General features: G+C 69.2%; 18 protein-coding genes. 10 read left to right on the top strand and 8 right to left on the bottom strand.

What is annotated here, in order from left to right:
* Nucleotides 1–427: 427 nt before the first annotated feature.
* Complete coding sequence (locus tag PQI07_RS31030; RefSeq protein ID WP_053609012.1) at nucleotides 428–679, bottom strand: hypothetical protein; 252 nt, start codon at nucleotides 677–679, stop codon at nucleotides 428–430.
* A 207-nt stretch (nucleotides 680–886) separates the two neighbouring features.
* Between PQI07_RS31030 and PQI07_RS31025 the strand changes: the two genes are divergently transcribed.
* The 3 genes from PQI07_RS31025 to PQI07_RS31015 are packed head-to-tail and all read left to right on the top strand — an operon-like array spanning nucleotide 887 to nucleotide 4,199.
* Entirely contained in the window at nucleotides 887–1,564 is a 678-nt protein-coding gene (locus PQI07_RS31025) for a recombinase family protein (RefSeq protein ID WP_053609013.1), read from the top strand.
* A 17-nt stretch (nucleotides 1,565–1,581) separates the two neighbouring features.
* The gene (locus PQI07_RS31020; RefSeq protein ID WP_164891434.1) at nucleotides 1,582–3,228 is read left to right on the top strand and encodes a DDE-type integrase/transposase/recombinase; all 1,647 of its coding nucleotides are present in this window, start codon (nucleotides 1,582–1,584) and stop codon (nucleotides 3,226–3,228) included.
* Nucleotides 3,228–4,199 carry an ExeA family protein gene (locus PQI07_RS31015; RefSeq protein WP_127993251.1) on the top strand — a complete coding sequence of 324 codons (972 nt, stop codon included), beginning with the start codon at nucleotides 3,228–3,230 and terminating at the stop codon, nucleotides 4,197–4,199. Before PQI07_RS31020 ends, PQI07_RS31015 begins: the two co-directional genes overlap by 1 nt.
* 6 nt (nucleotides 4,200–4,205) lie before the next feature.
* Here the strand turns inward: PQI07_RS31015 and PQI07_RS31010 are convergent, their stop codons facing one another.
* A complete protein-coding gene (locus tag PQI07_RS31010; protein WP_274928741.1) occupies nucleotides 4,206–5,096 on the bottom strand; it encodes a hypothetical protein in 891 nt (296 codons plus the stop codon).
* 163 nt (nucleotides 5,097–5,259) lie between these two features.
* Between PQI07_RS31010 and PQI07_RS31005 the strand changes: the two genes are divergently transcribed.
* Nucleotides 5,260–6,063 carry a hypothetical protein gene (locus tag PQI07_RS31005; RefSeq protein WP_274928740.1) on the top strand — a complete coding sequence of 268 codons (804 nt, stop codon included), beginning with the start codon at nucleotides 5,260–5,262 and terminating at the stop codon, nucleotides 6,061–6,063.
* A gap of 10 nt (nucleotides 6,064–6,073) precedes the next feature.
* Here PQI07_RS31005 and PQI07_RS31000 read toward each other — a convergent pair whose 3' ends face one another.
* Together PQI07_RS31000 and PQI07_RS30995 are read right to left on the bottom strand one after the other, a co-directional pair.
* Nucleotides 6,074–6,562 (bottom strand): hypothetical protein, encoded by a 489-nt coding sequence (locus tag PQI07_RS31000; protein WP_274928739.1) that lies wholly within the window; start codon nucleotides 6,560–6,562, stop codon nucleotides 6,074–6,076.
* A 333-nt stretch (nucleotides 6,563–6,895) separates the two neighbouring features.
* On the bottom strand, nucleotides 6,896–8,755 hold the full coding sequence (locus PQI07_RS30995) for a hypothetical protein (protein WP_274928738.1): 1,860 nt from the start codon (nucleotides 8,753–8,755) through the stop codon (nucleotides 6,896–6,898).
* 299 nt (nucleotides 8,756–9,054) lie between these two features.
* On the opposite strand from PQI07_RS30995, the gene PQI07_RS30990 reads away from it, so the two are divergent.
* Nucleotides 9,055–10,398: a hypothetical protein gene (locus PQI07_RS30990; protein WP_274928737.1), complete on the top strand. Its 1,344-nt coding sequence runs from the start codon at nucleotides 9,055–9,057 to the stop codon at nucleotides 10,396–10,398.
* A 75-nt stretch (nucleotides 10,399–10,473) separates the two neighbouring features.
* Here PQI07_RS30990 and PQI07_RS30985 read toward each other — a convergent pair whose 3' ends face one another.
* Entirely contained in the window at nucleotides 10,474–11,067 is a 594-nt protein-coding gene (locus tag PQI07_RS30985) for a hypothetical protein (protein WP_274928736.1), read from the bottom strand.
* Between the two features lie 210 nt (nucleotides 11,068–11,277).
* On the opposite strand from PQI07_RS30985, the gene PQI07_RS30980 reads away from it, so the two are divergent.
* The 3 genes from PQI07_RS30980 to PQI07_RS30970 all read left to right on the top strand — a co-directional run bounded on the left by PQI07_RS30980 (nucleotide 11,278) and on the right by PQI07_RS30970 (nucleotide 13,326).
* Nucleotides 11,278–11,628, top strand: a complete 351-nt coding sequence (locus PQI07_RS30980; protein ID WP_274928735.1) for a hypothetical protein — start codon at nucleotides 11,278–11,280, stop codon at nucleotides 11,626–11,628.
* The gene (locus PQI07_RS30975; protein WP_274928734.1) at nucleotides 11,625–12,425 is read left to right on the top strand and encodes a metallophosphoesterase; all 801 of its coding nucleotides are present in this window, start codon (nucleotides 11,625–11,627) and stop codon (nucleotides 12,423–12,425) included. Before PQI07_RS30980 ends, PQI07_RS30975 begins: the two co-directional genes overlap by 4 nt.
* Before the next feature lie 61 nt (nucleotides 12,426–12,486).
* A complete protein-coding gene (locus PQI07_RS30970) occupies nucleotides 12,487–13,326 on the top strand; it encodes a metallophosphoesterase (RefSeq protein ID WP_274928733.1) in 840 nt (279 codons plus the stop codon).
* A gap of 84 nt (nucleotides 13,327–13,410) precedes the next feature.
* On the opposite strand, the gene PQI07_RS30965 is transcribed toward PQI07_RS30970, so the two are convergent.
* Entirely contained in the window at nucleotides 13,411–14,586 is a 1,176-nt protein-coding gene (locus PQI07_RS30965) for a hypothetical protein (RefSeq protein WP_274928732.1), read from the bottom strand.
* Between the two features lie 126 nt (nucleotides 14,587–14,712).
* Here PQI07_RS30965 and PQI07_RS30960 point away from each other — a divergent pair, with 126 nt between their 5' ends.
* Both PQI07_RS30960 and PQI07_RS30955 read left to right on the top strand, forming a co-directional pair.
* The gene (locus PQI07_RS30960) at nucleotides 14,713–15,177 is read left to right on the top strand and encodes a hypothetical protein (protein ID WP_274928731.1); all 465 of its coding nucleotides are present in this window, start codon (nucleotides 14,713–14,715) and stop codon (nucleotides 15,175–15,177) included.
* A 371-nt stretch (nucleotides 15,178–15,548) separates the two neighbouring features.
* Nucleotides 15,549–16,424: a metallophosphoesterase gene (locus tag PQI07_RS30955; protein ID WP_274928730.1), complete on the top strand. Its 876-nt coding sequence runs from the start codon at nucleotides 15,549–15,551 to the stop codon at nucleotides 16,422–16,424.
* A gap of 190 nt (nucleotides 16,425–16,614) precedes the next feature.
* Here the strand turns inward: PQI07_RS30955 and PQI07_RS30950 are convergent, their stop codons facing one another.
* Complete coding sequence (locus PQI07_RS30950) at nucleotides 16,615–18,138, bottom strand: coiled-coil domain-containing protein (RefSeq protein WP_274928729.1); 1,524 nt, start codon at nucleotides 18,136–18,138, stop codon at nucleotides 16,615–16,617.
* Between the two features lie 15 nt (nucleotides 18,139–18,153).
* Nucleotides 18,154–19,164, bottom strand: coding sequence for a DUF6384 family protein (locus tag PQI07_RS30945; RefSeq protein WP_274928728.1), 1,011 nt, complete (start codon nucleotides 19,162–19,164; stop codon nucleotides 18,154–18,156).
* Between the last annotated feature and the right edge of the window lie 15 nt (nucleotides 19,165–19,179).

Below are 19,179 nucleotides of genomic sequence, written 5' to 3'. Positions count from 1 at the left end.
GCAATCTTATCGATCCACCCGCTCGAGCCGCCGTTTGAAGGAATGGTGAATGCAGGGTTCATCCGGTGCCGGGGTGTGTGGCGACACGGGGCCGCGAAGCAGGTGAGACCCCGGACTTCCAGATGCCCCCGCCCAACCCGAGCCGGCATCTCGGATGCCCTCGGATCGGCGCAGGGTCACCACCGTTGGGGGACGATGAGGCCCCTGCCCGTCGTCACGATCCAGTCCCTACCTGTAGCGGCGCGCAATCGAACTGTGGCGGAGGCGCAATCGAGGGCGTTTTCCGGCGCACGATCGGTGAGACTGGAGACGGTCTCCGACGCACATTCCGTGAGACTGGGCGCACGATCGGTGAGACCGACGCGAGATCATCCGAGCCGACGCACGCTGCGTGAGACGGATCAGGTCGGCAGGCAAGATGAGCCTGTTATCCGACGCGTGTAGGTCCCTTCCTGTTGCCTGACTTGGCCGTGCTGCCGGCAGCCGCCAGGGCGGCGATCAACGCCTCACGTGGGACCGTGACGGTCACGAAGCGGTTCTTCTCGGGATCGCGATCCTCGGTTGCGGTCATCGTGATCTGGATCGTGGTCGCGCTCATGGCGACATCGAGCAGGACGGGATCGTCTTCGAAGTCCACCTCATACCGCCGGCCGCCGGCTTGTCGGAGAATGGCGAACATGGGCGATCTCTTTTCCGGACCAGGCGCCGTTCATCCGGCCCCTGGCCGTAGCGCCTCACGCACCACGACGACAAGGAAAACGGCCGGTTTTCTTGTGAGGCTCGGGTGCCGCTGAACAAAGCTCGGGGAGCGTCAGAAAACTCGTTGCGGAAATGAGCGCGAGATTGCAGGATGGACAGTATCTTTCCTGGCGGCCTCGGGGAGCTCATGCTGATCGGCTACGTCCGGGTCTCGAAGAGCGACGGCAGCCAGACGCTCGCTCCGCAACGCGACGCGCTTCTCGCCGCCGGCGTCGCCGATGAACGCATCTACCAGGATCTCGCCTCCGGCCGGCATGATGCCCGCCCCGGCTTGCTGGCCTGCCTGAAAGCCCTTCAGCCGGGTAACACCCTGGTGTTGTGGAAGCTCGATCGTCTTGGCCGCGACCTTCGGCATCTCGTCACCACGGCCGAGGACCTCCGCCTTCGTGGCGTCGGCCTCAAGGTTCTGGCCGGGGCCGGAGCGCAGATCGACACCACCACCGCCAACGGCCGTCTCGCCTTCGGCATCTTCGCGGCCTTCGCCGAGTTCGAGCGGGCGCTCATCACCGAGCGCACGACGGCGGGGCTCGCCGCGGCCCGGGCCCGTGGGCGCATGGGCGGGCGGCCACGCAAGATGGACCATGCAACGCTGACCATGGCCATGGCCGCCATGGCCGACCCGAAGGCTGTCGCGGCGGACGTCGCCAAACGCCTCGGCGTCACCACCACGACACTCTACGCCTATGTGAACGGCGACGGCACACCCAAGGCGGCCGGGCAGGTGCTGCTGGACGGCGCGGCCACGATCCGCAAGGGTGCGAAGCCGAGCGCACCTTCACCATCCAGCCAGACCGGTCTGGCGTGATGCCGGCCGGGGGCGCCGTGCCGACCGAGGCCCTGGTGACCCTCCGGCAGCGGCTTGCCGCACTCCCCGCCCGTCATCCGGAACGGACCACCCTGATCCGGTCGACCGCCGCGCTTTATGCCGTCAGCCGGGCGACCTTGTACCGCCTGCTGCGTGGCGGACGTCGCCCCCATGCCGCTCACCGCGCCGACCAGGGGCGGCCGAGGTCGATGTCGGCCTCCGAGATCGAACGCTGGTGCGAGATCGTCGCGGCCATGAAGGTCCGCACCACGAACCGCAAGGGCCGCCACCTGTCGACGGTGCGTATCCTCGGCCTGCTTGTCGAGCACGGGGTCGACACGCCCGATGGCTTCATGAAGCTGGCACCAGGCCGCCTGACCGCATCCACCCTCAACCGACACCTGCGGCGTCTCGGCTACGATCATGCCCGCATGGTCCGCGAGCCGCCCGCCGTCCGCTTCCAGGCCGCGCAAGCCAACGCGCTCTGGCACTTCGACATGAGCCCCTCGGATCTCAAGCAGATCGAAGTTCCGCCCTGGCTCGATCATGACCGCTCGGGCGCGCCCATGCTGATGCTGTTCAGCGTCGTCGACGACCGCTCCGGCGTCGCCTACCAGGAATATCGGTGCGTCTACGGCGAGGACGTCGAGAGCGCGCTGCGCTTCCTGTTCAACGCCATGGCCCGCAAGGAGACCGACGAGAACGGGAGCCCGTTCGGCGGCATTCCGGCGGCTCTCTACCTCGACAACGGCCCGGTCGCGAAGTCGGCTGTGTTCGGACGCGTGATGGAGAGCTTGGGTGTCGCGGTGACGACGCACAGGCCGGCCGGGTCGGATGGTCGGCGCACCACGGCACGCTCCAAGGGCAAGGTCGAGCGGCCCTTCCGCACCGTGAAGGAGGCCCACGAGACCCTGTACCACTTCCACCGGCCCGAGACGGAGGCGGAGGCCAATCGGTGGCTGGCGCGCTTCATCGACAGCTACAACCGTGGCGATCATCGCATCGAACCGCACAGCCGTATCGAGGACTGGCTGGCGCACCTGCCCGACGACGGTCTGCGGGAGATGTGCGGCTGGGATCGGTTCTGCGCCTTTGCCCGGGAACCGGAACGACGGGTCGTGGCGCTCGACTGCCGGATGACGATCGCCGGCGTGACCTACGAGATCGATCCCGAGTTCGCCGGCGAGACGGTCGTGGTGTGGTGGGGCCTCTTCGACCAGGAACTCTGGGTGGAATGCGAGGATCGGCGGTCCGGCCCCTTTCTTCCGGTCGGAGGCCCGATCCCGCTGCATCGCTATCGCAAGCACCGCAAATCCAGGCGTGAGGTCAAGGCCGAGCGGGTCGAGGACCTGGCGCGCCGGCTCGCGCTGCCGCGTGCGGCGCTGTCGGGCGAGGCCGACGTCGTCATGGCCGAGGCGCGACCGCCTCTGTCCGTCCCGGTGCGTCCCTTCCGCGATCCCGACCCATTCGGACAGCTGAGCTTCGCCAATCTGCTCGTCGCCCGGCGCGCCATCGCCGAGGCCATCAGGCTGCCCCTCGCCACCCTCCCGGCTGAGGATCGCGCCTTCATCGACGCCTTGCTGGCGCGGACCTTGGCCCGTCCCGAGGTCCTGGCCGCCGTCCGAGAGCGCTTCCCGCCCGGGCAGAGGGGAGGCGTCGGCTGATGCTCACCGAAGTGATGCGCTTCTACGACCTGTTGCGACCGCCGACCGACGTCGGCTTCTTCGAGACAGAGCACCATACCCAGGTCGCCCGCGATATCCGCGCCGCCATCGCGGGTGGTCGCCTGATCGCTGTCACGGCCGTCATCGGCTCGGGCAAGACACTGCTGTCGCGCCGCCTGCGTGCCGACCTCGAGCGAGAAGGCCGGGTGATCGTGTCGCGCTCGCTGTCGGTCGACAAGGCCAAGATCACCGTGCCGCTCCTGCTGGCTGCCTTGTTCTATGACCTGTCGCCGGAAAAGACGGTGACGATCTCCAGCCAGTCGGAACGCCGCGAGCGAGACCTGCAGGAGCTGTTCCGGCGCGCCAGGAAGCCCGTGGCGCTCTTCATCGACGACGCGCACGACCTCCACCCCAAGACGCTGACGGCGCTCAAGCGCCTCATCGAGCTGGTGGCGGAGGGCGGAGGGCAGCTCTCGATCGTGCTGATCGGCCATCCCAAGCTGAAGAACGACCTGCGGCGTCCCAAGATGGAGGAAATCGGCGACCGCACGACGGTGTTCGAGTTCGGAGGGCTGCGTGATCGGCAACGCGACTATATCGACTGGGTGATGAAGGCCTCGCTCCAGGATGGCATCGCGCAGGCCGACGTACTGACCGACGGCGCCGCCACCTTGCTCGCCGCCAAGCTGAAGACGCCGCTCCAGATCGGGCAGCATCTCGTGCGCGCCTTCGAAGCCGCCTTCGAGATCGGGGCCAAGCCGGTCGATGCCGACATGATCGATGCTGTGCTATCGCGCCAGCTCGACGAGTTGGAGCCCCGGCTGACGCGGAACGGCTACGACCTTCGCAGTCTGGCCGAGCAGTTCGACGCCAAGCCCGGCGAGGTCCGACGGCTCCTCCGCGGCGAACTCGAAGCGGCCCGGGCCGCCGAACTCCTGGACGAGATGCGGGCCGCCGGCCTGCCGACCTGATCCGTCTCACGCAGCGTGCGTCGGCTCGGATGATCTCGCGTCGGTCTCACCGATCGTGCGCCCAGTCTCACGGAATGTGCGTCGGAGACCGTCTCCAGTCTCACCGATCGTGCGCCGGAAAACGCCCTCGATTGCGCCTCCGCCACAGTTCGATTGCGCGCCGCTACACCTACCGCGGCGCTCGACCGCCTCGATGCGTCCCAGACCTGGAACGACGTCGCCTTTCGCGACCTCGAGAACCCGATGCGTTCGATCCTCGATCACGGCGACCCCGTCCTGGACCTCGCGCAGGGCCCAATCCGAAATTCGATCCGACGCCGCGGCCGCGGTCGCGATGGCGCCGGTCGTGGCCGGCTGCGGCACGGCGGCCGGTGTCGATCCTGCGGCAGTCGATCCCGCGTTCCCGATCCTGTCCGCGAGCGAGCCGAGCGACGTGCCGAGCTCCCTTTCCGAACGCTCGCGGTCAGCCTTGGCTTCCGCGAAGCGGAACGAGAGCAGCTTCTCCAGGCGATCGCCGCGGTCGGTGGCGGACGCTTCCGTACGCGTTGCCGTGCCGGCCGCCGCATCGAGCTGGTCTCGGATCCGCGCCAGCGCGTCCGTCGAGCCGCCGGCGGCACCGGACAACCGGGCGACGTCCTCCCTCAGACCGGCGATCTCCGCCTTCAGGGTCGTGGCCATTTCCCGGGACCCGTCGCGAGGAGCCGTGGCGACGCCCAGGACGGTTCCGAGGGCGAGCCCCGCGGCCGCGACCGAGACGATGCGGGGGTCGACCGCCTGCGCGAACCTCGCCCGCAAGGAACTGAAACGGGACGGCCCACGGTCGTTGCGCGGACCGGCCTCGTCGGCGGCTCCACCGGGTTTCTGCGCGCTCTCCAACGTGATCAGCTCTCCGGCCATGGCCCATCCCCTGAGTCGTTTCGGGACAAGCCTGGCGCGGAGTCGTTTACGAACGGTTCACTACAAGGGACGGGCGGGCTGGACCGGCCCTTCGCTCGTGGCCTGGTGCCGATCGCCCGGCTTGCGCGTTGTCGAGACCGTAGGCACGGCGGAGGAGGCGGAGATGGACGGACGCAGGCGCTCGCTCGGAACGGAGCCTTCGGCCGTGCCGCCGATCGTCGTCCGCCCCGTGCTCGACGGAGCCGCCGCGCATTCCCGGGAGGCCGCGCGTCTCGCCGAGGCCGCGGGGCTGCCGGCAGGCGCGATCTGGAACAGGTTCCAGCCCTGGGCCCCCGTCGACGACGGGGAACTCGCCGTCGGACGACACCTGATCCAGACGACCGGAGCCTACGACGACGACAGGGAGCGCAATCCGGACCCGACGGAGCCGCCGGTCGCCTTCGTCTGGGCGCTGGGCTCGATCGAGGAGATCGACGAGGCGCTGGACGGCATCGAGCGTCTGGGCGCAGGCGGCCGCCTGTCCAACGAGATACGCGACGTCGCCCGTCAGCTGCTCGGCCTGCCTGAGGCCGCGATGTTCGCGGCGCGCCGCGCCTCCTCGAGACGCGTATCCGGGATCCTGGTGCTGCGCCGATCCGTCGGCATCGCGATGGCGGGCGCCCCCTATGCCACCTACCGCGCCTGCATCGAGAGCTACGCGGTCCTCGCCGGCGGCACCGATCTGCGGGCCGCGCTGCTGGCTGCCGCCGGCTTCCAGATACAGGCGGACCTTCTCGCCCTCTCCGACGGCCTCCGGCGCGCCGGCCACGAGGGCGAGATCTTCTGTTCGGTGACCGAGGCGCCCTCCGCCAAGGGAGCGGCCGGTACGCTGCGGTCCGTGGCCGATTTTGCGGCCGACCTCGTGAAGCACCGGTACCGGGAGGAGACCGAGCGGGTCGGATTCACGACCTTCTCGGCACCGCGCTGAGACGGCCCGTCTACGCCCGCGGCGCAGGGATCGAGGTGATGCTCAGGTCGAGTTCCGGTCCGTGCAGATCGACGAGATCCCAGCCGAGATCGAGAGCCTGACCCTGTTGGCGGATCTCGTCGGCCAGGGCCACGTCCTCGTCGGCCATTTCGGGGTCGTAGGCCTGCGAAGCGAGGTCGAGGCAGAGCCGGAGGTAGTTCGACGGGATCGTCATGTCGGCGTCCGCGGACAGCTTCTCGCGACGCTCCGGCCGTTCCGCGGCCCGCTCCGGGGGCTGGAAGGAGCCGTCGATCTGGTCGGAGTAGTTCACGACGAGATCGTGGAGCATGTCCACGGCCTCGGTCTGGCGCGCCTGCTCCGCCTGGAGGACGACGTCTCCGCCGGTCTGGCCCTCGTTGAGGATGTTCGACGAGGCCAGCTCGTGGACGAGCTCCAGAGCCTCGGAGAAGGTCATGTGGTCGTGCTGGATGCCGTCGGAATCGACGTAGCTCGGTGACATGGGCGGGCCTGTTCGCGGAATGCGCGCCCTCGCGGAAGGAGCGGCGGCTGGATCGATGGAAGCAGGCTAGGTCGGATGGTCGAAAACCGCCATGTGCCCGACCGCTAAAAAGGCGAAGCCCGGTACCTTTCGGCGACCGGGCTGCTCTTTCGGATCCGATGTCATCCGCGTCGATGACGTTCTCCGGTCGGGGCGCGGGTACATCCGCCGTCGCCCCTGAGCCGCTCCGAAGACGCATTCGTCGTCGGCACCGGCCGGATCCGGGATTTCCATCCTATGCCACCGAGAGACCGTCGCGTCAAGAAGGAACGAAGCCCGACCGCTTCGTTCCTTTCAGTTGAGGACGACGTGGTCCGGCGCGCCGCCCTGCGGAGGCGACCGCCAGCCGTAGACGATCAGGTCGCCTCCCGCCTCGGTCCAGAGGAAGTCGCATCCTTCCCGTCTCACCCCGATCAGGTCGCCCTTCGGCGTCGGCCGGGTTCCGACCATCTCGCCGCTGACGAGCCAGTCCTTGAGGGGGCCGGCATGCTCCGCGTCGACCGTTAGGGCGCCGGGTTCGTCGACGATCTTCGTCTCCCAGGGCCCGAACAGGTCCCTGGCGGCGAGGAGCATCGCCACCATCTCGCGTTCGGGCATCCCGCGCTTCGAGCGCCACGCGTGAGGCGGGATCCCGAGCGATCGCGCGACCACCCGGGGAGCCTGACCGCGGCAACGGGCCGAGATCTCCTCGCGGAGCCTCTCCTGGTTGCGGTCGATCAGCTCCTCCAGGGCCTCCTCGCTGGCGAAGTCCTCGTCGTCGGCGTTCGCGACCGTCGCGGCCAGGAGCGCGTCGACCAGCTGCCCCTCGGGCGTGTCGGCATCGAGCAGGCGGGCGTCGCCCTCGGCCAGGATGTGGCCGATGTGGTTGTCGTCGAGACCCAGGTTGCGGAGCGTGAACATCTGCGCCGCGAGCGGGAGGGCGCAGGGTATCGTCGGACGTCCCCAGCGGTCGGCGCGGACCAGTCCCGCCTCGACGTTCGCGGTGTGGGCGTCCAGCCACTTCGTCGGCTGGACCCGAACCCAGCGCTCGACGCGCGCCGGGAACGGCCGGAACTCGCGCAGGAACTGGTCCCAGGGCAGACGGACCGGGGTGCCGAACCCCTCTTCGGCGATCAGGCCGGCCTCGAGCAGGCCTCCGGGCGCTTCGGCGTCGATGTCGAGCGCGTAGCACGGGCCGGAAAGGTAGGGTGCGTTCTCGTCCAGGCCGCGCGGCGCGGCCTGACGCGGCGCCTCCGTAGGCCAAGCCATGACGTGCAGCATGTCCGACATCTCGAAGACGAGGATGTCGTGGATGCCGAACCGGCGATGCGCGCTCGACCACCGCCCGTCGCCGAACCATGCGCGGCGCCAGTCCAGCGCCCATTGCGGCGTGTCGGCGTCAACCTGCTCCCCGTCCTCGGCCTGGGTCGACAGAAGGTCGGTTCCCTCCAGCCATATCTCGGCCGCGGCGACGACGTCCTCCACCTCCCGGTTGAGCACCATCACGACGGCGTGGTCGATGCGCGAAGCGAGGTCGGCTCCGGCGTAGCGGTCCATCATGGAGGCTATGTTCGCGGCCGACGACGTCTCGTACGAGCGGACCGGCTTCCAGAGGGAGCGGGGGATGCCGGTATCCCGGCAGAAGCGGTCGGCGAAGACGGAGGGAGCCCAGTCCACCGCGGCGCGGGCGCATGCGGCGTTCACGGCCTCGGCGCGCTTCGGAGCCGGGGCGGCCGCGCAGGTCAGCATCGCCGTGGCGGCCGCCGCGTCGACGTATTCGGCGACGGACACGACCGAAGCCCGAAGGATCTTTCTGGCCTCATCGGCGATGTGGGCGGCATGATCCGCCTCCTCGGCGAGCGGTCCGATCGCGGCCGCCTGTGCGGATAGCGGCGCCGACACCGGGACGACGGGCTCTCCCCGGCCGGACATGCGCACGGCACCCGAGGATGGGGCATCGGTGCGGACGACGGCGGCGTCGCGCGCCAAGGCCGACTTCGGCGACGAGGCGAGCACGGCGAACCGCGCGTCGAACTCGCTCCTGTCGAGCGTGAAGGTGCGGCCGTCCGGTCCGGTCACGTCCACGACCGCACCGTATTCGGTCGACCGATGTTCGATCGCCTGAATGGGCGCCTGTCCGAACAGGGGAAGACGGTCGTATCCGTTCGCGGCCATGCGAGGCCCTTTCAAATCCGACGGCATCTAGTACCGACCAGCTTGTAGCGTCAAACGCGTTCGGCGCCCGCTAGTTGCCGAGGACGTCAACTTGCGCGTCTTCGAAGGAGCGGATCGAAAACGCGCTGCGGATGCGCGAGCATTGTCCACGGCAAAGGTTAACGTCCCGCCAGGCCCGGGAAGGAACGCCGAAGGAGCGGCCATTCCGGTTTTCGGACGCCTCGCGTATCGTTCCCGAGCGCAGGGTGCACTCCTTACGGGAAGGGCGGCCCTCACATCCGACCATACGAGGACAGGACATGCCCGCACCCAGTCAGGAACAGTTCGAAGCCGCTCCTCTCTACCGTTTCCATCGCCCCGTCGAGGAGCCGGCACCCCGCGACTGGACGCAGTCCGAAGTCGTCATCGAAGGCCTGAATCTCGTACGGACCGACGGTCAGGACGACGCCTTCGAGTACCGCCTGGAGAACGTGCTCGTGGCCGTGGGCGGCCGGCACGAGCACGAAGGCGAGCAGGGCTTCCGCATCCAGTACCTGTCGAAGGACGAGCAGTTCCAGATCTTCGCGTCCGACCGCGAGGAGGCCGTCGCCCGCTTCGGCCGGATGATGGAACGCTCGATCGAGAACCGCGACGAGGTGCTGTTCGCCCGTCTGCGCGAACACGACGTCGAAGTCGACGAGATCGTCGAGAACCACGAGCCGGAGGACGAGGCCGACGATCCCGACTTCGATGGCGACGGCCCCGAGGACGGCGGGGAGATCGACGTCTACGGCGATGCCTACTTCGATCCCGTGCGGGTGGTCCGCGACGGGATGCGCATGTGGGTGCAGGGCGAGGATGCCTCCCGGTTGTGGCTCGAGGCCCGGCACGAGATGGCCCGCGTCGGAGAGGACGGCCAAGTCCTGTGCGGCGCCGGCGGGCCGATGCTGGAGCAGCTGCACCGGATCGGCCGCGGCAACGAGAACGGCGCGCGGCACATCGCCGACATCCGCGCCATCCGGGCCGGCATCGGTGCGGCCGACCGCATCGCTCCGACGGACACCCGGTACGCGGTCCATTACTTCGACCTGCACGACTCGGGCGTCGTCGACGATGTCGTCCCCCAGGAGAGCCTGGAGGCCTACCGCAGTCCGGGCATCGCCTACCACGACGGGCAGGAAGGCGGGACGGAACTGCCGGTCCCGGTCGATCCGTCCATGGTGCCGCACGACCGCACCTTCGAGCGGCACATCGGCGAGATCATGCGCGAAGAAGCCGGCATGCACGTCTACTTCGAGGAGATCCGCACCGGCGCCGTCTACCGGAACCCCACGATCCGCGGCGTGATGCGCGAGCAGATGTCGCCCTACCTCGGCGGCTTCCCGATGGAGCACGTCATGCGGGCCCAGGCCCCGCGGGATCCGGAGGGCCATGCGGCCTTCGTGGCGTTCTGGAGCGAGGGCGAGGTGGTCATGGACGTGCCGGTCCAGACGCACCCGAGCCAGCCGGGCTACCGCACCGAGCCGGGTCACGTCTTCCGCCGCGACGGCTGGGACGCGCTGGTCTTCTCCGATGCGATGGGCACCTACGCCTACGCATTCCCCTCGCCGCCGGACGTGGTCGCGAAGCCGGACGAGTCCGAGGCCTACGCGCCTCGCATGTGATCCGACCGATGTCTGCATGAGAAGGGCGCCCGGATCCGGTCCGGGCGCCCTTCTTCCGTCATGGGAGCGCGTGCCTCAGACCCTGGGTGCGCCAGACGGCATCGGTGCGTCGGCGGGCTCGATCTCGATCTTCCAGCCCGGCATGCGGACGTCCGGCGCGGCCTGATAGCTGCCCGAGAAGACGTGCTGGATGTGGAAGTCGCCGGAGAGCGAGTGTTCCAGCGCCTCCCGCAGGTCGAACGAATCCCACCGCATGTCGATGGCGACGAGGAAGGCGGTCCCGTCCTCGCGAACCCCGAGCCAGGCTGCGGTCGGAGCAGCCTCGGACCCGGGGTCCGCCACGATGATCTCGCCGGCCTCCTCGGCGGCGCCGGCGGCCGCCTTTCCGCGGCCGTACGTATGCCCCCCGGTCAGGTACGCCCCCTTCGTCGTCGTGCCGGCGAGCTGCATGACGCCCTGTCTGACGTGCCGGACGTGCTGGTAGAGCGGACCGCGGCGCGACCGGTTCTCGATCTCGAGCCAAGTCGAGGGCGGCAGATCGTGCGCACCGATCCCTACGAGATCGGGGAGCCCCTCGCCCTGGAGCAGGACCACGCCGGACCGCCTCCCGACGACCGGCACAGCCATCTCCATCAGATCGTCCCTGCCGTCGAACGTCCGCTTAGCCATGATGCACCTCGTGGGCCTACCTGTTCCTTCGATCCTGGCAGGGGACGGCGCCAGACGGAAGCCGGTTCCTTCTTGACGGAGACGGATCTTAATCGACGCTTCATTCCTTCGCGTCACCATCGTTCCGTCATGACGCTTGCATTCGCCACGATCGCCGATCGGACCGACGCGCCCGGCTGCGGATTTGCGGCCGCCCGACGTCGGCTGCGCATGCTCGAGGTCCTGCTCACCCCGGTTGCAGCTCGGCTGGGCGGCGTGTTCGTGGCCACGGGACCGTTCGTGTCCGGGGTGGCCGCGCCTGCCGGCCAAGCGGACCTTGTCGTCGCCCTGGTCTTCTACGCCGTCGGCCTTCCGGCGGCCGAAAGGGCCGTCGTCGCGGCTGCCGCGGTCGCGGGGCTCGCGCTGCGCATCGATACCCAGGTGCCTGCCGACGGGGCTTCCGCTCCGCGCGACCGCCTCGTATTCGGTGAACGGCGGTCCCTCTCCGACGGACGCCGTCCCGTCAGGCCGGCCTGGACCAGGGCCTCGGCGGACAACCGTCCCGGAGCGACGTTCCCGTGAAGCTCGCAGTCTATTCGGACCTTCATTTCGAGCTGACGCGCTTCGCCTGGAGCCCGCGCCTGTCCTCCGACGTGGACGTGCTCGTCGTCGCCGGAGACGTCTACGAGGGCGACATCGCCCGCGGCATCGCGTGGACGGCCCGGGCCGCCGGCGGCCGGCCATCGGTGTTCGTGCCCGGAAACCACGAGATGTGGGGGCGGACCCTCGAAGACGAGATCGAGAAGGGGCGAGAGAGGGCGGTCGCGCTCGGGGTGACGATGCTGGACGGCGAAGGGTGGGTCGACGTCGCCGGCTGCCTGTTCTGCGGCGGCACCCTCTGGACGGACCTCTCCCTCAACGTGCCTGCCGGCCAGCGCATCCACGGACGCCATCTCGGGGAGCACATCGACGTCCGCGGCGCCGGCATCGATCGGCGCGCCAAGCCTGCGGACGCCGTCCGCTGGCACCGTCGGATCGCCTCCGCCATCGAACGGGCGCTCGCGGAGCCCAGGGACGGCCGGCCGAGGGTCGTGGTGACCCATCACGCTCCTTCCGCCCTCAGCCTGCCTGCCGCCTTCCGCAAGGATCCTCGGGCGGCCTTCGCAGCGTCGGCCCTCGACCACCTTCTCGCGTCGGGCCCAGACGTGTGGATCCACGGTCACGTGCACCATTCGGTCGACCTCGTGTGCGAGGGCGGCACCCGCCTCGTGTGCAACCCGTTCGGCTATCACGGCGCCAACGCCGGCTTCGACGACGCGAAGGTCGTCGAACTGGGGACGCCGGGCGGTCCGAAGGTCGGTGTCGACGCCGGCGATTGACCCTTGCGTCGAGGTCGAACCAATTTCGTCATCGCAGGCATGTCCCTGCCCGGAGACCGACGTGCGCATCTGGCCCCTCAGCGACCTCCACGAGGAGTTCACGCGCTTCGAACCGCCCCCGATGCCCGAGCACGACGTCGTGGTGATCGCCGGCGATCTGGCCACGCGCATGCGCCGCGGGCCGGCGCGGATCCATGAGATGGGTCTGGACGCCAAGCCGGTCGTGTACGTGGGCGGCAACCACGAGTTCTACGGCGAGACGAGGGACCGGGAGCTGGAGAAGGCGCGTGAGGCCGCGCGGGCGTTCCCGAACATCCACATCCTTCAGGACGACGAGGTCGTCATCGACGGGACGCGGTTCCTCGGAGCGACGCTGTGGACGGACTTCCGCCTCTTCGGGGACGATCGCCAGCGGGAAGCCATGAGGCTCGCCGGCGAGAAGGGAGCGGGCATGAACGACTTCCAGCGGATCAGGCTCGCCTCAAAGGACTACGCCCGGTTCCGGCCCGACGATGCGGCGGCGGAGCATGCCAGGACGGTTGCATGGCTGCGGTCGCGGTTCGCCGAGCCGTTCGACGGTCCGACCGTGGTCGTCACGCACCATGCCCCCAGCGCCAGGAGCGTCATGGCCGGGACGGAGGAGGATCTGATCACGTCGGCCTACGCCTCGAACCTCGACGACCTAGTCGAATCCTCGGGAGCGTGTCTATGGCTGCACGGGCACGTCCACGAGGCGCACGACTACGAGATCGGCGGGACACGGGTGCTGTCCAACCCGCGCGGATACGTCGAGAGGATGGGCCACGGCCGCCACACCTGGATCCGAGCCCAGGACACGGGCTTCGATCCCCGTCTCGTCGTCGAGGTCGCCCCCGCCCCGAGGCCCGACCCGCGGCCGTGACGAGCGAGGCCGCGGTCGCCCGCGGCCTGCGTCTGCGTTGCGGATGAAGATGCTTCGGGGACCGCAGGGCACCCGGAGCCGGGATCACATCGCCGGCGCGGGCAGGTTTGCCGGCTCTTCGGGGGCGGCTTCCTGCCTGGGGCCGTCCGAGAAGGCGACGTCCAGATAGGACTTCATCATGTCGTAGACGCTGGCGTAGCCGTAGGCCGTGGTCTCCGTGGAGATGAAGCCGCCGCGGCCGGCGGGCAGCGTGACCGCCTCGGTGTTCGCGCGGGTGTGGCCGCCGCCGTGGATGAAGTTGTGCAGACCGAGTTCCCCGACGCCCCCGCGGGGACCGGGGGCGAGGTGGAGCGGAGCATCCCAGTCGCGCGTCAGGAAGTCCTTCAGCGGCACGCGGAACGCGAGCGTCGGGACCGAGCAGTAGCCCGCGTTCTCCATGACCTCCAGGATCTGTTCGGGCGTCTGCAGCCGGGGTCTGGCAGGATCGGTCGGCCAATCGAACGCCGCCCACTGCGTCGCCCGCTCCACCCTGCGCTCGAAGGCGTAGTCGGTGTCGTGGGCGAGACGGAGAGGGTTCACCGGATCGACCGCGAGCTCCGCCCAGCCCTCCAGGAGTTCCGCCTTCGGCACGTTGACGAACGAAAGGTAGGCGGCGAGCAACCGCTCCGGCACGACGTACTCCGGGTGGATCGACTTGTCCGCGCCCTGGATCGATTCGTCCTCGACGTTCGGGATGCCGTCCTCCTGCCCGGGCATGAAGCCGACGATCACGCGGATCGAGGACGCGATGCCGTCCATCGGCTTCGACGTGTCGGCCGCCTCGAGAGCCTCCGCCATCCGGCCGCGGAGCATGTCGCCGGCAGCGTCGAGCAGCTCGTCGAGATCCTCGTCGGGGAATGCCTTCGTCAGTCCCTTGGCGATGGCCGCGACCATCCGTTTGATGCCCTTCTGGGAGGCTAGGTTCGCATCGTAGTAGTCCTCCGCCGAGCGGGCGATCGTCTCGGCGACGAAGTCCTCCGCCGCATCGGGTCCCTCGCGAAGGAACGTCTCGAGGACCTTCTGGCCCCAGCTCTCGCTGCCGTTGCCTTCGTACTGGTCGTATTTGTCGAACCGTTCGAAACTTTCCTTCCCGGCGAGGGTTGCCAGCGCCGCCGTGAAGGCGTCGTGCGTTCCGAGTTCCTCCAGCACGGCCTCGAACCCGTCGCCGGTGATCTCGATGGGCTTGCGATGGTCGGGAAGGGTGATCGATACGGGGGTCATGGCAATCTCCTCGCGGAAGGAAAGCGTGTCGCGGCGAAAGGCGCAACGCGAGGTCGGGTCGCTGTCGTCTTGCGGAGCACGACGGTACCTTCGCCCGCCTATCCGCCATGATGCAGGAAGTTTCCCGTGATCGGACCCGACGTGGCGAACCTCGAAGGATTGACCGAGCGCTCGCTCGAGACCGACTGGCTGCTGCGCGATCACGACGGGCGCATCGAGGCGTCGTCCGACAACATCGCCACGGCCACGGCGTTCGCCTTCGAACGATGGCGCGAGCGGGCGTCCGAACTCGGCCACGACGATCCCCGGGATCTCTCGAGCGCCTGCAAGTTCTGCGCGCTGTTCGCGAAGGCGCTGTTCGGAGGGTCGGTCGACGGCAATTCCGACCACGTCTTCGTTCGCGTGGACGGGGTGATCGTCGATCTCTCCGCCGCATCGGCCGACGTGGCCGCCCTGGACGATCCCTATGGAACCGATGTCGACCATCTCGAGCATGAGGATCTGACCTACTCGTTCGGGACGTGCGTTCGTCGGGTCCGGGCGTGGCTGGCGGCCTATCCCATGCCGGCGCATTCCCGCCCGGCTCCCTGAAGAAGGGTCCGTTAAGGAGGTTCGAAGGAACTGGAGTCGAATGGTTGCGCGGTTGCTCGCCCTGGGCGATATCCGATGCCCCTGCAATCGAGGAGGTCGCCATGAACGGCCGATACAAGGACATGACGATCGACGGCGTCGACGGGAGCCAAGCCTCCTTCGCCGACGGTTCGTCGCATGCCCCGGCCCGATGCGGGGGCGTTCGATCGCGGTAGGATTCGGCGGCTGGTCCGTCTCTCCTCGTAGCGACCCGACGCCCTCCCGGAAACCGGCGAGGGCGTTTCGTTTCGAGACCGCGCGCGTCGCGGAGAGTGGCGGAATCGGTAGACGCAGGCGATACGGTCGTTGACCGGTCGCCGGGACCCAGGTCCATGAGGGTTTCGAGACCCTCCGCCGCGACCACGGCCGGCTCGACCGGCGGAACGACCGTCATGCACGAACTCAAGCTCTGGATCTGGTCGGATCTCCATCTGGAGCTCGACCCCTGGTGGTTCCCGAAGCGCCTCCCCCGGGCCGACGTCGCCGTCGTCGCGGGGGACGTCCACCGCGCGCCCGACTCCATCGCGTGGCTGGTCCGGCAGCTCGACGCAGGCGTCCTCAAGGTCCGCCGCGTCGTCTACGTTCCGGGAAACCACGAGTACTATCGGCGCGAGATGTGCGACGCGCTGAGCCGGGCGCGCGATGCCGCCCGGACCCTCGGCATCGACCTCCTGGACATGGACGAGGTCGTGATCGACGGGGTGCGCTTCCTGGGCGGGACGCTCTGGACCGACTACGCGCTCGACGGCGACGTACGGGGCGCTGCGGCCGCCTGCTACGCGCGGATGAACGACCACAAGCTGATTGAGGTCGAAGAGGTCGGCCGGACGCGGCTTCTCCGCACCGACGACGCGCGCGAGATGCACCGTGCCTATGTGGAATGGTTCGAACGGAAGCTGCGGACCGTGCATCCGGGGCCGACGGTCTGCGTCACGCATCATGGCGTGGCGCAGGCGTCGATAGGTCCGAAGTTCGAGGACGCGGCGACCAATCCCGGCTATGCGTCGGATCTGACGTGGCTGATCGACCGGTATCAGCCGGAGCTCTGGTGCCATGGACATGTCCATGCGAGCCGCGACTATCGGCTCGGACGCACGAGGGTCGTCTGCAACCCCAAGGGCTACGGCAGCCCGGGCTTCGAGGAGAATCTCGGTTTCATGCCCCGTCTGGTCGTGAGGGTTCCAGTGCCCGGCGGTCAGCTCGGCTGACGCGGTCCCGTGAGGTCCGCAGGCACGAAAAAGCGGCCGCTCGTGGAGCGGCCGCGAAGTTGATGCCGTATGCAGGGGTCGACGCGATCCTCGCCCACCCCGTCGGGACCCCTATTGTCGTTTTCATTCCTTCGTGTCAAGCCGGTCGGCTTCCGTTCCTTCCGGCCGGCGCAAGGAACGGATCGCCCGATCAGAAGTCTCCGCCGGTCGTGAAATCCGGCGCCGCGTCCGCCTGGGCTGCATCTCCTCCGAGCGCTGCACCGACGACGGCCCCGATGACCCCGCCCGTGACGAAGCCGCCCGAGCCGCCGATCGTGCCGCCCGTCCGGAACTCGTCGGATTGCGACGTCCTGCGCGAGCCCGCGTCCTCGTCCGACGATCCGCCGCGTCCCCAGACGCTGCCGGCATCACGGCTCCACGACGGCTCGTCGCGAACGACGGGCCGCGGCTTGGATTTCCGGCGCAGGTTGAGCTTCACCCGGTACGAATACGGCGAGAGCTTGCCTTCGGCCATCTGGACCAGGGCGGCGTTCCCGAGCTCGTCCTCGAAGAGGCTCTCGTCGTCGTCCCAGCCCTGGGCGGCCAGGAACTCGGCCTCGCCCTCGACCCCCTTCCGACGTTTCCGTACGTCGGCGAGCTCCTCCGAGGCCGCGGCCGAGACTCGCTCGGCTTCCGCGATGCGGCTCCGAGCGGCACGGATGGCCGCGACGAGCGCGTCGTCCTCCGGGTCCGGCGTAAGGGCCGCCGCCTTCTCGATCACATCCAGGTTGTCGCCGGCGAGAGAGCGTCCGAGGGCCGCTGCGGCCTCGATCCAATCCGCGTCGGTCCGCTCGGCCGCCTTCCTCAGTTCGCGGCCGTGCCGTCCGAGTTCCGGCCTCAGTCGATCCAGCCGCTTCCGCAGGTCCTCCGCCTCGGATTTCCGCCGGTCGGCCTCGGCCTCGGCCTCCTCCGCGGGGCCCGTATGGATCCGGCTCGCGGCGTCCAGGGAAGCCTGCGCGGCCGCGAGATCGGTCTGCAGCCGTTCGGTGTGCGAGGCGAGGCGTCGCGGTATCTCGTTCAGGTTATGGAAGTCGAGGCGCGCCCGGTCGTAGCCGACGAGCCGGGCGATCCAGCGGTCGAGCATCCGGAAGACGCCCCGGCCGGCGTAGGTCCCCGTCCCGTAGCCGCGTTCCCACAGATAGGCGAACATGGGTTCGGCGAGATAGGGCCGCGCCTTGCCGTCGAGTTCGGCGCGTGCGGCGGCCGTCTTCTCTCCCGCCCTGGCGGCCTGTCCCCGCAGGGCCGCGACGCCGGCGGCGGCGGTCCTGCAGACCTCGTCCTTCTCAAGCGCCTCCAGGGCCTCGTTCCGCCTGCGCCCGGCCGCGTCGGCCGCGTCGGCCGCGATCCGGACGGCGTGTTCGAGATCCGCGGTCAGCGTCTCGGCGCGTCCCTCGAGGGCCTTGATCTCGGCTCTCGTCTCGTCGATGCGCCGCTCGCGTCGTTCAAGGATCGAGGCGGCCTCCCGCGCCGAACCGTCGATGCGCCCCGAGAGGGCTCCGGCCTCGGCCGCCAACCTCAGGCCGGCGAGCCTGGCCCAGACCTTCGCCTCCTCGGCCCGGGAATTGGAGAGCAGCCGGCCGGCGTCGTCGGCGACGGTCGCGAGACGACGCTCGTCCCGCCAAAGCCGGTCCTTCCGCTTGTCGATCCGGCGCGCGAGTTCACGTCCATCGATCATCGCCGTCTCCTATCCTCAGCGGTTCCTGGAGCCGGGGGCCGGCTCCCACTTGGTGACCGCCCCGTCCCGCACGGCCATCCGCCAGTCGATCGAGAGCCTGCCCGCCTCCTTCACGCCGACCAGCTTGTTCGAGATGATCCCGTCGTCGGCCTTGTCGCGGCGGACCGCCTCGAACACCTCGTCGGGAACCCGCACGCCCCACTTCGTGACGGTGTCGACCATGTTGGTCTCCTCGTTGAGGATCCGCCGCGGAAGGGGGCCGTTCGGTCCGGCCGCCTCGACCACGAGGTAGTAGTTCCGGGCGCCGGGGTTGTCGCGCGGCACGCGCCAGAAGCCGGACGCCTCGTGCGGGCCGGTCACGATGCGGACCTCGTAGGCGAGGCGCATCTCCTCGACCATGCGGTCCGCGGCGGCGAGTTCGGCGCGGGCGCGGGTCGGATCGTTCGCGGCCAGCGCGTTCCGGGCGGCCTGGGCGAACGCGGCGGCCTTGATCCTGGGCTCCTGCTCCCTGGCCTCGCGATCGACCGTCGCGAGCATGGCCGCGATCCGGTTGGGGATCACATGCTGCCGTTCGTCCACGGCGGCGCTTTCCGTCGTCCGCCGCGACTGGTCGGCGAAGTGCAGGACCGCCACCGGAGCCAGTCCGATCCCGAGCGCTGCGGCAGATAGAAGGCCGGCCTTCCGCGCCCATCGCCTGCGGGTGGCATAGAGGCGGCCGAGCCGGACCTGCAGGCCGTCCGGCGGCGGGACGAAGACGAACCTCTTCTCGTCCTGCGCGCGGATCGCCTCCTCGATCAGCGCGTCGGAGACCTGGATGCCCTGCGCCTCGTACTGGGAGCGCACCCTGCGCACGAGCTCGGCGCGCGCCTCGTCCCCGGAGAGATCCTTCGCGACCGAGTTCCGCTCGTGTCGGATGGCGTCGACCGCATCCATCGCGAGCAGAACCTCGTCGAGAGGCGGCGCCGCATGCACTCCTCCGCCGACCGGCAGGGTCGGCATCGCCGTTCGTTCAAGCGTCTCGGCCATGATCCGTCTCGGAAG

This window comes from Methylobacterium sp. 092160098-2, from assembly GCF_028920805.1.
Classification (GTDB): Bacteria; Pseudomonadota; Alphaproteobacteria; order Rhizobiales; family Beijerinckiaceae; genus Methylobacterium; species Methylobacterium fujisawaense.
Note: the sequence above shows the minus strand (reverse complement) of the source record. Positions and strands in the feature narration are given on the sequence as shown.

Bases quoted from the DNA above. Each gene is read 5' to 3' on its own strand.
- PQI07_RS31030 (WP_053609012.1), bottom strand. From the start codon at position 679: ATGTTCGCCATTCTCCGACAAGCCGGCGGCCGGCGGTATGAGGTGGAC.
- PQI07_RS31025 (WP_053609013.1), top strand. From the start codon at position 887: ATGCTGATCGGCTACGTCCGGGTCTCGAAGAGCGACGGCAGCCAGACG.
- PQI07_RS31015 (WP_127993251.1), top strand. From the start codon at position 3,228: ATGCTCACCGAAGTGATGCGCTTCTACGACCTGTTGCGACCGCCGACC.
- PQI07_RS31010 (WP_274928741.1), bottom strand. From the start codon at position 5,096: ATGGCCGGAGAGCTGATCACGTTGGAGAGCGCGCAGAAACCCGGTGGA.
- PQI07_RS31005 (WP_274928740.1), top strand. From the start codon at position 5,260: ATGGACGGACGCAGGCGCTCGCTCGGAACGGAGCCTTCGGCCGTGCCG.
- PQI07_RS31000 (WP_274928739.1), bottom strand. From the start codon at position 6,562: ATGTCACCGAGCTACGTCGATTCCGACGGCATCCAGCACGACCACATG.
- PQI07_RS30995 (WP_274928738.1), bottom strand. From the start codon at position 8,755: ATGGCCGCGAACGGATACGACCGTCTTCCCCTGTTCGGACAGGCGCCC.
- PQI07_RS30990 (WP_274928737.1), top strand. From the start codon at position 9,055: ATGCCCGCACCCAGTCAGGAACAGTTCGAAGCCGCTCCTCTCTACCGT.
- PQI07_RS30985 (WP_274928736.1), bottom strand. From the start codon at position 11,067: ATGGCTAAGCGGACGTTCGACGGCAGGGACGATCTGATGGAGATGGCT.
- PQI07_RS30980 (WP_274928735.1), top strand. From the start codon at position 11,278: ATGCTCGAGGTCCTGCTCACCCCGGTTGCAGCTCGGCTGGGCGGCGTG.
- PQI07_RS30965 (WP_274928732.1), bottom strand. From the start codon at position 14,586: ATGACCCCCGTATCGATCACCCTTCCCGACCATCGCAAGCCCATCGAG.
- PQI07_RS30955 (WP_274928730.1), top strand. From the start codon at position 15,549: ATGAGGGTTTCGAGACCCTCCGCCGCGACCACGGCCGGCTCGACCGGC.
- PQI07_RS30950 (WP_274928729.1), bottom strand. From the start codon at position 18,138: ATGATCGATGGACGTGAACTCGCGCGCCGGATCGACAAGCGGAAGGAC.
- PQI07_RS30945 (WP_274928728.1), bottom strand. From the start codon at position 19,164: ATGGCCGAGACGCTTGAACGAACGGCGATGCCGACCCTGCCGGTCGGC.